The sequence below is a fragment of the Blautia sp. 1001283B150304_161114_C9 genome (assembly GCF_015668165.1).
GTDB classification, from domain to species: domain Bacteria; phylum Bacillota; class Clostridia; order Lachnospirales; family Lachnospiraceae; genus Blautia_A; species Blautia_A wexlerae.
On record NZ_JADPGO010000019.1, the window covers coordinates 29,649 to 43,245 of the forward strand.

The 13,597-nt window shown below is 44.6% G+C and carries 9 protein-coding genes; 8 read left to right on the plus strand and 1 reads right to left on the minus strand.

The features are described 5' to 3' along the window. Window positions 1-81: 81 nt before the first annotated feature. From hisH to I4V44_RS10890, 4 genes are read left to right on the plus strand one after another with little or no spacing between them, the layout of a single operon-like run. Window positions 82-720 carry an imidazole glycerol phosphate synthase subunit HisH gene (gene hisH, locus I4V44_RS10875; protein WP_118586452.1) on the plus strand — a complete coding sequence of 213 codons (639 nt, stop codon included), beginning with the start codon at window positions 82-84 and terminating at the stop codon, window positions 718-720. Window position 721: 1 nt separating this feature from the next. Further along, window positions 722-1,480, plus strand: a complete 759-nt coding sequence (hisF, locus tag I4V44_RS10880) for an imidazole glycerol phosphate synthase subunit HisF (protein ID WP_008703500.1) — start codon at window positions 722-724, stop codon at window positions 1,478-1,480. A gap of 32 nt (window positions 1,481-1,512) precedes the next feature. After that, window positions 1,513-2,187 carry a uracil-DNA glycosylase gene (ung, locus tag I4V44_RS10885; RefSeq protein WP_008703498.1) on the plus strand — a complete coding sequence of 225 codons (675 nt, stop codon included), beginning with the start codon at window positions 1,513-1,515 and terminating at the stop codon, window positions 2,185-2,187. 45 nt (window positions 2,188-2,232) lie between these two features. Beyond that, window positions 2,233-3,861, plus strand: a complete 1,629-nt coding sequence (locus I4V44_RS10890; RefSeq protein WP_196002706.1) for a putative polysaccharide biosynthesis protein — start codon at window positions 2,233-2,235, stop codon at window positions 3,859-3,861. A 222-nt stretch (window positions 3,862-4,083) separates the two neighbouring features. Here the strand turns inward: I4V44_RS10890 and I4V44_RS10895 are convergent, their stop codons facing one another. Beyond that, on the minus strand, window positions 4,084-8,328 hold the full coding sequence (locus I4V44_RS10895; protein WP_196002707.1) for a 2-hydroxyacyl-CoA dehydratase: 4,245 nt from the start codon (window positions 8,326-8,328) through the stop codon (window positions 4,084-4,086). Window positions 8,329-8,834: 506 nt separating this feature from the next. Between I4V44_RS10895 and tgt the strand changes: the two genes are divergently transcribed. From tgt to ilvD, 4 genes are all read left to right on the plus strand, one after another. Then, window positions 8,835-9,986 carry a tRNA guanosine(34) transglycosylase Tgt gene (gene tgt / locus I4V44_RS10900; protein ID WP_008703492.1) on the plus strand — a complete coding sequence of 384 codons (1,152 nt, stop codon included), beginning with the start codon at window positions 8,835-8,837 and terminating at the stop codon, window positions 9,984-9,986. A gap of 248 nt (window positions 9,987-10,234) precedes the next feature. Continuing rightward, complete coding sequence (gene yajC / locus I4V44_RS10905) at window positions 10,235-10,534, plus strand: preprotein translocase subunit YajC (RefSeq protein WP_117844208.1); 300 nt, start codon at window positions 10,235-10,237, stop codon at window positions 10,532-10,534. A 166-nt stretch (window positions 10,535-10,700) separates the two neighbouring features. After that, window positions 10,701-11,783 carry a 3-isopropylmalate dehydrogenase gene (leuB, locus tag I4V44_RS10910; RefSeq protein ID WP_008703487.1) on the plus strand — a complete coding sequence of 361 codons (1,083 nt, stop codon included), beginning with the start codon at window positions 10,701-10,703 and terminating at the stop codon, window positions 11,781-11,783. A 107-nt stretch (window positions 11,784-11,890) separates the two neighbouring features. Further along, window positions 11,891-13,564 carry a dihydroxy-acid dehydratase gene (gene ilvD / locus I4V44_RS10915; protein WP_022380362.1) on the plus strand — a complete coding sequence of 558 codons (1,674 nt, stop codon included), beginning with the start codon at window positions 11,891-11,893 and terminating at the stop codon, window positions 13,562-13,564. Window positions 13,565-13,597 lie beyond the last annotated feature (33 nt).

The window sequence follows — 13,597 nt, forward strand, 5'->3', positions numbered from 1 at the left end:
TTATTCCGGTCTGACATGTGATCCGGAAAACCTTTGGATTACCATAATGAGGAAAACAGATAATGACATCAGGAGGATAACATGATTGCAATAATTGACTATGATGCCGGAAATATTAAAAGTGTAGAAAAAGCACTTCATTATCTTGGGGAAGAAACAACAGTAACCCGCGATCCGCAGACTTTGTTAAATGCGGATAAAGTAATCCTGCCGGGCGTGGGAAGCTTTGGACAGGCGATGGAGAATCTTCATACATACGGACTTGTACCTGTGATCCATGAGATTGTAGAGAAGAAGACGCCATTTCTTGGAATCTGCCTGGGACTTCAGCTCCTTTTTGAAAGCAGCGAGGAGACACCGGGGGTGGAAGGCCTTGGAATCCTGAAAGGGAAAATTGTTAAGATTCCTCCTGCGCCGGGGCTTAAGATTCCACATATGGGATGGAATTCCCTGCATTTTCAGAATAATGGCAGACTGTTTCAGGGAATCTCGGAACAGACCTATGTATATTTTGTGCATTCCTATTATCTGCAGGCAGAGGAGCCTGAGATTGTAAAGGCTACTACAGAATACAGCACCTGTATTCATGCTTCCGTAGAAAAGGACAATGTATTTGCCTGCCAGTTCCATCCGGAAAAGAGCAGCAAATGGGGACTGAAGATACTTGAAAATTTTGCTGCTGTGGGAAAAGACGGCAATACTGAGAAGGAGGGAAAATAAAATGTTTACAAAGAGAATTATTCCCTGCCTGGATGTAAATAACGGACGTGTGGTAAAGGGCGTAAATTTTGTGCAGCTTCGCGATGCGGGTGATCCGGTGGAGATTGCCAAAGCCTATGATGCAGCAGGAGCAGATGAACTGGTGTTTCTCGATATTACAGCATCCTGCGAACAGAGAGATACGGTAGTTGACATGGTAAGACGGGTTGCTGCCAATGTATTTATCCCGTTTACAGTAGGCGGCGGTATCCGTACTGTAGATGATTTCAAGAAACTGCTGAGAGAAGGAGCAGATAAGATTTCCGTAAATTCTGCAGCAATTGACAGACCGGAACTGATCAGTGAGGCGGCTGACAAGTTTGGAAGCCAGTGCGTAGTTGTGGCTATTGATGCCAAGCGCAGAGAAGACGGCGGATGGAATATTTACAAACATGGCGGAAGACTGGATACAGGGATTGATGCCATAGAGTGGGCAAAGAAAGTGGAAGCTTTGGGCGCAGGGGAAATCCTTCTTACCAGTATGGACTGTGACGGTACAAAAGCAGGATATGATCTGGCTCTTACCAGAGCAATCGCTGATGCTGTCTCCATTCCTGTGATCGCATCAGGCGGTGCAGGTACACTGGAGCATTTTTATGATGCACTGACCGAAGGGGGAGCAGATGCTGCACTGGCTGCGTCTTTGTTTCATTATAAAGAACTGGAGATTTCTCAGGTGAAGGATTATCTGTCTGACAGGGGAATTTCTGTCAGACGATGACCACGAAGAATATAAGAGGTGAAGGATAAGGTATGTCAGCAATTTCAGGTGACTGGCTGGAAGCCCTGAAGGGGGAGTTTCACCAGCCGTATTATGCGAAATTATATAAAACGGTGATGACAGAATATCAGACTAGGAAGATTTTTCCTCCTGCGGATGATCTGTTTAATGCATTTCATTTTACACCGTTAAATGAAGTGAAGGTAGTGATCCTGGGTCAGGATCCCTATCATAATGACGGGCAGGCTCATGGGCTTTGTTTTTCCGTAAAGAGAGGAGTGGAGACTCCGCCGTCCCTGGTGAATATTTATCAGGAGCTTCATGATGACTGTGGATGCTATATCCCCAATAACGGCTATCTGGAGAAGTGGGCGAAGCAGGGGGTGCTTCTTCTGAACACAGTTCTGACTGTACGCGCCCATCAGGCAAATTCACACAGGGGGATCGGCTGGGAGCAGTTTACGGATGCTGCGATCCAGGTTCTGAATGAGCAGGACCGTCCTATTGTATTTCTGCTCTGGGGACGTCCGGCGCAGATGAAAAAATCCATGTTGAATAATCCGAAGCATCTGATTCTGGAGGCACCGCATCCAAGTCCTCTGTCTGCTTACAGGGGATTTTTCGGATGTAAACATTTCAGTAAAACAAACGAATTTCTTGTTGCCAATGGTCTGGAACCAATCGACTGGCAGATAGAAAATATATAAGAAAAGAGGTAATGTGTAGTCAGGTAAAAGACACACAGTGATAACATGAATCAGAAAAACAATTTAGTAAAAAATGCATCCTTTCTGATGATTGCAGCTATGATCTCCAAGGTGATCGGTCTTCTGTACAAGAGTCCCCTTTCCAATATTATCGGAAGCCTTGGAATGGGCTATACAAGTCTTGCACAGAATGCCTATATGATCCTTCTGATGATCGCATCCTTTAGTATTCCACAGGCGGTATCCAAGCTGATCTCCGAGCGTATTGCTCTGAAGGATTACAGAAATGCACATAAGTTCTTTAAGGGTGCCATGATCTATGCCATGGTGATTGGCGGAGTGGTCGGTTTATTCTGTCTCTTTGGAGCAGGGTTGATCATCCCTCAGAATCAGAAGGATGCAATTCCGGCACTTCAGATCCTGGCTCCGACGATTTTTTTGTCCGGTATTCTTGGGGTATTCAGAGGATATTTTCAGGCATACAGAAATATGATGCCAACATCTATCTCCCAGATCATTGAGCAGGTATTTAATGCGGCAGTCAGTCTTCTGGCAGCCTGGGGATTCATCAATGCATTCTCAGATGGAATAGAGAACAGCATTGCAAAATGGGGGGCAGCAGGTTCCACAGTAGGAACCGGAGCCGGAGTGGTGACTGCATTGGCATTCATGCTTCTGGTGTATGGTGTAAACCGCAGAAAAATCCTGCACCGGGTAGAGAAAGACCACAGACATCAGGAAGAGTCCTACAAAGAGATTTTTCGTGTGATTATCCTGGTTGTTTCGCCGATCATTCTCAGCGCCTTTGTTTATAATGTAAATGCTTATATCAATGGGTATCTTTTCTCGGATATTCTGGGAAGAAGAGGTGGAGATGCGGCACAGATTGGTATTTTATATGCAGAGTATGCTACTTACTTTATGACAATTATTAATATTCCTCTGACGCTGTCCAGTACGGCACCTACTTCCATGATTCCGGAAGTTTCCGCCCTGTATGCCACCGGAGACATTGAAGCGACTAGAGAGTGCATTGACCAGACCGTACAGCTTTCTATGGTAGTTTCTGCCCCATGTGCCATGGGACTGGCAGTGCTTGCACAGCCGATTGTATTTTTGCTTTACGGAAATTCCACAGGACTGGCAGCCAACCTGCTGATCCTTGGTTCTTTTTCGATCCTGCTCAATGGAATGTCAAATATTTCCAATGGAGTTCTGCAGGCAATCGGACAGCAGAGGATTCCGGTGATTACGGCTGCAATCGCACTGGTTGTGGATATTGTGGTAGTGGTAGTGCTGCTGTTTACTACAAACCTTGGAGTTTATGCACTGCTGATCGCAATGGTGATCTATTCTGTGGTTGTATGTGTGTTAAATGACAGAGCCATGAAGAAATATCTGCAGTATAAGAATCCATGGAAAGAAGGATATCTGTATCCTGTTCTTGCATCTGTTCCCATGGGAATTGTTGCAGGCTGTATCTGCTATGGACTGAACATTTTTGTAAAATCCAATTTCATTTGTCTGATCGTTTCCATTCCTGTTGCTGCGGTTGTTTATCTGTTTGCTTACCTGATTATCAGCAAGCCGTCAGAATCACAGCTTAGAAGAATTCCGGGTGGAAGCTATCTGATAAGAATTGCAGAGAAACTTCCGTTCTGGCAGAATAATTAAACACTGAAATTGTAAAAAACAAAAGAGTTATATTTCATGGTTTAAATGTAGTTCTGAAATAGAAACACATTTAAAATTTCTGAAATATAACTCTTTTTTTGAGCGCGTTTGAAAAATGCTTTTCGCAAAGCAGGATATGTAGATTGCGGGAAAGCCTTTTTCAGACACGCTCTAAGGCGGACATATTGCAAGGTAAAATACATTGCAATATATCCATTACGGTTATTTATGCATTTTTTCTTCTACTTTTTTCAGATTCTTCTGGGCTGTGGAGAGCATCAGTTTGATTCGGTTGAGCTGATTGACTTCACTTGCACCCGGATCATAGTCGATGGCTACAATATTGGCTGTCGGATATTCTCTGCGGATCTCTTTGATAACACCCTTACCTACAATGTGGTTCGGCAGACATCCGAAAGGCTGGATACAAACAATATTCGGAACATCTCCATGGATCAGTTCCATCATCTCACCTGTCAGGAACCATCCCTCACCTGTCTGGTTTCCGGTGGAAACGATCGGAGATGCCATTTTTGCCAGATCTCTGATATCAGCAGGCGGTGCAAAATGGCGGCTCTGTGCAAGAGCTTCGCTTGCAGGCTTTCTCACCCATTCGATTGCTTTGATTCCCCAGTTTGCCATGGTTGCCTTGGACTTCTTGAATCCAAGATTTTCTACCTTAAAGTTCTGATTATAGAAGCAGTAGCACATGAAATCGATCAGATCCGGTACAACTGCCTCAGCACCTTCAGATTCCAGAAGCTCTGCCAGATGATTATTTGCAGCAGGCAGGAACTTGACAAGGATCTCACCTACGATGCCGACACGAGGCTTTTTCACATCACTGATCGGAATGGTATCAAATTCATGAACCATTTCGCAGCACATTTTCTTAAACTGGCTGTGGCTGATACTGCTTCCGCTTAAGAAAGAGATCACACGCTGTTCCCAGATTTTATGTTTCCTGTTTACGATTCCCTCTTCCAGTTCATAAGGACGCATACGATATACGCATTTCATCAGGATATCTCCGAATACGGCACCGTAAGCAACTTTCTTCACTAATGGAAGCGTAAGTTTGAATCCGGGATTGCTTTCCAGACCGCTTAAGTTAACAGAGATAACCGGAATCTGTTCCATACCGGCTTTCTTTAATGCGCGTCGTATAAATGCAATATAGTTGGAAGCACGACATCCGCCACCTGTCTGTGACATGACAACGGCCGTTTTGTTCAGGTCATATTTACCGGAAAGTAGAGCATCCATGATCTGTCCCACAACGATCAGAGACGGATAGCAGGCGTCATTGTTTACATACTTCAGACCAACATCCACTGCATGCTTATTGTCATTCGGAAGCACCTCCAGGTTGTATCCGCAGGAATTGAATGCTGCCTGCAGGAGGCTGAAATGGAACGGTGACATCTGCGGGCAGAGGATGGTATATTCCTTTCTCATTTCCTTTGTAAAGGATACTTTATCAATGGAAGCAGGTTTGACAGTACGTTTCTGTCCTTGTGCTTTCTTCGCGCGGATCGCTGCGATCAGGGAACGGATACGGATTCTTGCAGCACCAAGGTTATTTACCTCGTCAATCTTTAAGCAGGTATAGATTTTGTCACTTCCGTCAAGGATTTCATAAACCTCGTCTGTAGTAACTGCATCCAGACCACATCCAAAAGAGTTGAGCTGGATCAGATCCAGGTCATCGCGTGTCTTTACATAGTTTGCGGCAGCATACAGTCTGGAGTGGTACATCCACTGGTCGTTGACGCGGATCGGGCGTTCCACAGGTGCCAGATGAGAGATGGAATCCTCAGTAAGTACGGCAATACCATAGCTGTTGATCAGATCCGGGATACCATGATGGATTTCCGGGTCAATATGGTATGGGCGTCCTGCAAGGACAATACCATGGCGTCCTGTATCTTCCAGATATTTCAGGGTTTCTTCCCCTTTTTTCTGTACATCGCGGCGTGCAGCAGCCATTTCCTCCCAGCCCTTATGCACAGCAGCTTTGACTTCTCCTGCCGGGATATCCTTAAATTCCTCTACCAGACGATTTGCCAGAATTTCCTCAGAAGTAAATGCAAGGAAGGGATTGCGGAAGGTAATAGACGGATCATTTAATTCGTCTACGTTATTTTTGATATTTTCGGCATAAGAGGTAACGATCGGGCAGTTATAGTGATTGACTGCATCCGGGAACTCGTTACGTTCATATGGGATACATGGGTAGAAAATAAATTTCACGCCATTGCGGATCAGCCAGGTTACATGGCCATGGGCAAGTTTGGCAGGATAGCATTCAGATTCACTTGGAATGGACTCAATACCCAGCTCATAAATCTTTCTGGTGGAAGTAGGAGAGAGCACAACCTCATACTTCAGTTCTGTAAAGAAAGTATACCAGAAAGGATAATTCTCAAACATGTTCAGAACACGGGGGATACCTACTTTACCTCGCGTTGCCTTATCAGCAGTAAGCGGTGCGTAGGAGAAAATACGCTTATATTTATATTCATAAAGATTCGGAATATGATCTTTGTTCTTTTCCTTACCGATACCGCGTTCACAGCGGTTACCGCTTACATACTGGCGGCCGCCGGAGAATTTGTTGATAGTCAGACGGCAGTTATTGGTACATCCACGACAGTTTGCCATAGAAGTTGTATATTTCAGCTCGTTGATCTTATCAATGGAGAGCATAGTCGTTTCTGCGCCTTCCTGATGGCGTTCACGGGCAATCAGTGCGGCACCGAAAGCACCCATGATTCCGGCAATATCCGGACGGATGGCTTCGCAGCCTGCAATCTTTTCGAAGCTTCGAAGAACCGCATCATTGTAGAAGGTACCACCCTGTACAACGATGTGCTTGCCAAGTTCGGAAGCGTCAGAAACCTTGATAACCTTATACAGAGCATTTTTGATAACAGAGTAAGCAAGACCTGCGGAAATATCAGAAACCTCAGCTCCCTCTTTCTGTGCCTGCTTTACCTTGGAATTCATGAAAACAGTACATCTGGTACCAAGATCTATAGGATGCTGTGCGAAAACAGCAGCTTTTGCGAAATCCTGCACTGTATAATTCAGGGATTTGGCAAAGGTTTCAATAAAGGAACCGCATCCGGAGGAGCATGCTTCATTTAACTGTACGCTGTCAACGGTCTTATTGCGGATTTTGATACATTTCATATCCTGTCCGCCGATATCCAGGATACAGTCTACCTCTGGGTCAAAGAATGCAGCTGCATAGTAATGGGATACGGTCTCAACCTCGCCCTCATCCAGGATCAGAGCAGCCTTAATCAGAGCCTCGCCGTAACCTGTAGAACAGGAATAAGCAATCTTTGCATTCTCGGGAAGCAGCTCGTAAATCTCTTTAATAGAACGGATGGTAGTTTTTAACGGGTTTCCGTTGTTGCTGCTGTAGAAAGAGTAGAGAAGTGTTCCGTCTTCACCTACCAGTGCAGTTTTGGTTGTGGTGGAACCTGCATCAATACCCAGATAGCAGTTTCCTTTATATGTAGCCAGATCTCCTGTTTTTACTTTGTAGGAACTCTGACGTTTCGCAAATGTATCGTATTCTTCCTGAGAAGCGAAAAGTGGTTCCATACGTTCTACTTCAAAATCCAGCTTAATGGAATTGCGGAGTCTGTCTTTCATTTCTGTCAGGGAAATGGAGTTGTCTTCTTTTGCATTTAATGCAGAACCGATGGCTGCAAAAAGATGGGAGTTCTCCGGAATGATGGTGTGTTCCTCATCCAGCTTCAAAGTACGGATAAAGGACTCTCTCAGCTCGGACAGGAAGTGAAGCGGACCACCCAGGAATGCAACATGTCCACGAATGGGTTTTCCACAGGCAAGACCGGAAATAGTCTGGTTTACAACTGCCTGGAAAATAGAAGCTGACAGATCCGGTTTGGTTGCACCGTCATTGATCAGTGGCTGGATATCCGTTTTGGCGAAAACACCGCAGCGTGCAGCAATCGGGTAGAGCGCTTTGTAATCTTTGGCATATTCATTCAGACCTGTGGCATCTGTCTGGAGAAGAGAAGCCATCTGGTCGATGAAAGAACCGGTACCGCCTGCACAGATACCGTTCATACGCTGTTCTACGTTTCCGTTTTCGAAATAAATGATCTTGGCATCCTCACCGCCAAGCTCGATGGCAACATCTGTCTTTGGTGCCAGCTTCTGCAGAGAAGTAGAAACTGCAATAACCTCCTGGGTAAAAGGAACGCCCAGATGGTTGGCAAGGGTCAGACCGCCGGAACCTGTGATCACAGGATGGAGAGTCATCTCGCCATACTGGTCAAAGGCCTCCTGAAGAAGGTCTGCAAGGGTTTCCTGAATGTTCGCAAAATGACGCTTGTAATCCGCGAAAATGAGATTTTCATTCTCATCTAAGATCGCGATCTTTACAGTAGTGGAACCAATGTCAATTCCAAGTGTTTTGTAATTCATAAAGTAAATTCAAGCCTCCTCGTATTGTATATAAACAAAATTGAAATTTTCCTGTTACTGTTCACACACCACTATCCCGCGAGGTGTTTTGGCATGAATATGCCAAAATCCCGAGACATACAAGCCAAAATTCCATTGCCGCAGGCAATCTGGAATGAATTTTGGCTACGTTACTGAGAACGGAGTGAACAGTAAAAATCTATCCTGTTCTTTCCTATTAAATATCTGTTTCCAGATATGGAATATTCCGTAATATTATACGCTAATGGTCTGGAAAAGACAATATGAAAGTTTACCAAGGTTTGAGTGATTTGCAGTTGAAAATTCAGCTATTTCAAGATATAATGAAATTTACTCTGATATATTAAGATGTTGGAGCCAAAAGTCCTATTGTGCAGGCACGAAGGATTTTCCGGCTTTTTTGACACTGATATCATAATACAATTTTACATATTTACAGCAGTTATCGTGAGATAGATTGCTGTGAGAGAAAGAGGAGAAGAAAAATGGCAGAATATAAACTTCTTAAAACAGAAGGCCGTGCCAAACGTGCAGAGTTTCATACAGTGCATGGTACGATCCAGACTCCTGTTTTTATGAATGTGGGAACGATCGGTGCGATTAAAGGCGCTGTATCCACCATGGATTTACAGCAGATCGGAACACAGGTAGAATTATCAAATACTTATCATCTTCATGTGCGTCCGGGTGATAAAATAGTAAAGCAGTTAGGCGGCCTTCATAAATTTATGGTATGGGACAAACCGATCCTTACAGACTCAGGCGGATTCCAGGTATTTTCCCTTGCAAAGCTGAGAAAGATCAAAGAAGAGGGGGTTTATTTTAATTCCCATATTGACGGGCATAAGATCTTTATGGGACCGGAAGAGAGTATGCAGATTCAGTCCAATCTTGCCTCCACCATTGCCATGGCATTTGATGAATGTCCCAGCAGTGTGGCTGACAGGGATTATGTGCAGAAATCTGTAGACAGGACCACAAGATGGCTTGCCCGCTGTAAAGCAGAAATGGCGAGACTGAACAGTCTGCCGGATACCATTAACAAAGAACAGCTTCTGTTTGGAATCAACCAGGGTGCTGTTTATGAAGATATCCGCATTGAGCATGCCAAAGCGATCTCTGAAATGGATCTGGATGGCTATGCTGTCGGCGGTCTGGCAGTTGGAGAAACCCATGAAGAGATGTACAGGATCCTGGATGCGGTAGTCCCCTATCTTCCTCAGAATAAACCTACTTACCTGATGGGTGTGGGAACACCGGCAAATATTCTGGAAGGTGTTGAGAGAGGAATTGACTTCTTTGACTGCGTATATCCAAGCCGTAACGGCCGCCATGGACATGTATATACCAATCATGGAAAGATGAATCTGTTCAATGCAAAATATGAACTGGACACACGTCCTATCGAAGAAGGCTGTCAGTGTCCTGCATGCCAGCATTACAGCAGAGCCTATATCCGTCATCTTCTGAAAGCAAAGGAAATGCTGGGAATGCGTCTCTGTGTACTTCACAATCTGTATTTCTATAATCATATGATGGAAGAGATAAGAGATGCTCTTGATGCAGGAAACTTCGCAGAATATAAGAAAATGCGGTTGGAAGGCTTTGAAGAGGGCAAAATAAACTCAAAAAGATAATCTATATATAAAATAATTATTAAATATGCCAAAAACTCTTGAAGTAAAGCGTTTTTTTGTGTATGATGTGTAGTGACGCTTTAATCAGATTGTTCTGCATGAAAACAAGATTTCATACAGAAGGTAACGGAGATTATAAGTGGATCGCAAAGCAGCTCTTCAGTATGAGCAGCCGTCAGGACGGTCTGTGAATACATGATGGACTGCAAATATGCAGAATAACAGGAAAAGTTACAGGAGGAATCAAAATGGACGCATCAAGCGGAATGGGTATGGTTGGCGCTATTGTCTGGATGGTAGTACTGTTCGGAATTATGTACTTCTTAATGCTTCGCCCTCAGAAAAAAGAGCAGAAGAGACTTCAGGCAATGTTAAATGACATGGAGGTTGGCGACAGCATTGTTACTACCGGCGGCTTTTATGGAGTTGTCATTGATATGACAGAAGAAGACGTGATCGTAGAATTCGGTAATAACAAAAACTGCCGTATTCCTATGAGAAAACAGGCAATCGCTGAAGTTGAGAAAGCCGGAAGCGCTGCCGAATAATGAAAGAGAAATGATAAAAAGCAGAACACATAGTCAGTGATGACTGTGGTTCTGCTTTTTTGATTGGCACTTTTGTATTTTTTCACTTTAATAGGTTGAAATCTGTCGGAAAGTGCGTTATTATAATAACAATTACGCAATTAGAGTATTTTTGGAGGAAATTATTATGGATTATAAGATTGCATTGATCCCCGGCGACGGAATCGGACCGGAAATCGTAAGAGAAGCAAAGAAAGTACTGGACAAGGTATGCGAGAAATATGGACACAGCTTTTCCTATTCAGAAGTTCTGTTAGGCGGCGCATCCATCGATGTACACGGCGTACCCCTTACTGATGAGGCAATTGCCACTGCCAAATCATCAGACGCCGTACTGATGGGCTCTATTGGCGGAGATGCAAAAACTTCTCCATGGTATAAGCTTGAGCCGTCCAAACGCCCGGAAGCAGGACTTCTTGCAATCCGTAAGGCATTAAATCTTTTTGCAAACTTAAGACCGGCTTACCTTTACAATGAGCTGAGAAAAGCCTGCCCTCTCCGCGATGAGATCATCGGAGACGGATTTGACATGATCATTGTACGTGAGCTTACAGGCGGTCTGTATTTCGGAGAACGTCAGACTATTGAAGAGAATGGTGTGAAGAAAGCAATTGATACACTTTCCTATAATGAAAACGAAATCCGCCGTATTGCCATCAAAGCATTTGAGATCGCACGTAAGAGAAGAAATAAAGTGACAAGCGTAGATAAGGCAAATGTTCTGGATTCTTCCAGACTCTGGAGAAAAGTGGTAGAGGAAGTTGCCAAAGACTATCCAGATGTTACCTTAGAGCATATGCTGGTTGACAACTGCGCAATGCAGCTTGTACGTGATCCAAAACAGTTCGATGTTATCCTGACAGAGAACATGTTCGGAGATATCCTTTCAGATGAGGCAAGTATGGTAACAGGTTCCATCGGAATGCTTTCATCTGCAAGTTTAAATGAGACAAAATTCGGTCTCTATGAGCCAAGCCATGGTTCTGCACCTGATATTGCAGGACAGGATAAGGCAAACCCTATCGCAACTATCCTTTCCGCGGCAATGATGCTCCGCTTCTCCCTTGATATGGACAAGGAAGCAGATGCAGTGGAAGCAGCAGTGCAGAAGGTTCTGACAGAGGGATACCGCACAGGTGATATCATGTCAGAGGGATGCAAGCTTGTAGGAACAAAGGAAATGGGCGATCTGATCGCAGCAGCTCTGTAAGAATTGATATTAAGAGGATTCAGCCGGCGCAGGCAGATTACGGAGTCAGGAATTTCGGTTGAATCATTAAAAATAAATAAAACAGTAAGAAAAGAGGAAATAAAACAATGAGAAGTGATGCAGTAAAAACAGGCACACAGCAGGCACCTCACCGTTCCCTGTTTAATGCTCTTGGAATGACAAAAGAAGAAATGGACAGACCTCTGGTAGGTATCGTAAGTTCTTACAATGAAATTGTACCGGGTCATATGAATCTTGACAAGATCACACAGGCAGTTAAGCTTGGTGTGGCAATGGCAGGCGGCACACCTGTTATGTTCCCGGCAATCGCAGTATGCGACGGTATTGCAATGGGACACGTTGGAATGAAATATTCTCTGGTTACCAGAGACCTGATCGCAGATTCCACAGAAGCCATGGCAATGGCACATCAGTTTGATGCACTGGTAATGATTCCAAACTGTGACAAGAATGTACCTGGACTTCTGATGGCAGCAGCCAGACTGAATGTTCCTACTGTATTTGTAAGCGGCGGCCCAATGCTTGCCGGACATCTGAACGGACACAAGACAAGCCTTTCCAGTATGTTCGAGGCAGTAGGTGCTTACGCAGCAGGCAAGCTTGATGAAGACGGACTGACAGAATGTGAAATGAAAACATGTCCTACATGCGGATCCTGTTCCGGTATGTACACAGCAAACTCCATGAACTGTCTGACAGAGGTTCTTGGTATGGGTCTGAAAGGAAACGGAACCATCCCTGCTGTATATTCCGAGCGTATCCGTCTTGCAAAACATGCAGGTATGCAGGTTATGGAAATGTACAGAAAGAACATCCGTCCAAGAGATATCATGACAAAGGAAGCAATCCTCAATGCCCTGACAGTAGACATGGCACTTGGATGCTCCACAAACAGTATGCTTCACCTTCCGGCTATCGCTCATGAGATTGGAATGGACTTTGATATCAGCTTTGCAAATGAAATCAGTGCAAAGACTCCAAACCTCTGTCACCTTGCACCTGCAGGCCCTACATACATAGAAGACCTGAACGAAGCAGGCGGTGTATACGCAGTTATGAACGAACTGAATAAGAAGGGACTTCTTCATACTGAGTGCATGACAGTTACAGGCAAGACAGTAGGCGAGAACATCAAAGATTGTGTAAACTTAAATCCTGAAGTTATCAGACCGATTGACAATCCATACAGCCAGACAGGCGGACTTGCAGTTCTCAAGGGTAACCTTGCACCGGACGGTGGTGTTGTAAAACGTTCTGCAGTTGTAGAAGAGATGATGGTCCATGAAGGACCTGCAAGAGTCTTTGACTGCGAGGAAGACGCAATCGCAGCTATCAAAGGCGGCAAGATCGTAGAGGGTGACGTAGTAGTTATCCGTTACGAAGGACCGAAAGGCGGCCCTGGTATGAGAGAAATGCTGAACCCTACATCTGCGATCGCAGGTATGGGACTGGGATCTTCTGTAGCACTGATCACAGACGGACGTTTCAGCGGTGCATCCAGAGGAGCATCCATCGGACACGTATCACCGGAAGCAGCAGTCGGCGGACCGATCGCACTTGTTGAAGAAGGGGATATCATCAGTATTAACATTCCGGAACTGAAACTGGAGATCAAGGTTTCTGATGAAGAAATGCAGGCAAGAAAAGCTAAATGGCAGCCTCGTGAGCCAAAGGTAACAACAGGATATCTTGCAAGATATGCTGCTATGGTAACTTCCGGAAACAGAGGAGCGATCCTTGAGGTACCAAAAGCAAAATAAAGATGAACAAGTACCCGGCGGGAATTGCAGCAT

Coding starts and splice junctions, on each gene's coding strand:
- hisF (WP_008703500.1), top strand. CDS start 722: ATGTTTACAAAGAGAATTATTCCCTGCCTGGATGTAAATAACGGACGT.
- ung (WP_008703498.1), top strand. CDS start 1,513: ATGTCAGCAATTTCAGGTGACTGGCTGGAAGCCCTGAAGGGGGAGTTT.
- I4V44_RS10895 (WP_196002707.1), bottom strand. CDS start 8,328: ATGAATTACAAAACACTTGGAATTGACATTGGTTCCACTACTGTAAAG.
- I4V44_RS10890 (WP_196002706.1), top strand. CDS start 2,233: ATGAATCAGAAAAACAATTTAGTAAAAAATGCATCCTTTCTGATGATT.
- hisH (WP_118586452.1), top strand. CDS start 82: ATGATTGCAATAATTGACTATGATGCCGGAAATATTAAAAGTGTAGAA.
- tgt (WP_008703492.1), top strand. CDS start 8,835: ATGGCAGAATATAAACTTCTTAAAACAGAAGGCCGTGCCAAACGTGCA.
- leuB (WP_008703487.1), top strand. CDS start 10,701: ATGGATTATAAGATTGCATTGATCCCCGGCGACGGAATCGGACCGGAA.
- ilvD (WP_022380362.1), top strand. CDS start 11,891: ATGAGAAGTGATGCAGTAAAAACAGGCACACAGCAGGCACCTCACCGT.
- yajC (WP_117844208.1), top strand. CDS start 10,235: ATGGACGCATCAAGCGGAATGGGTATGGTTGGCGCTATTGTCTGGATG.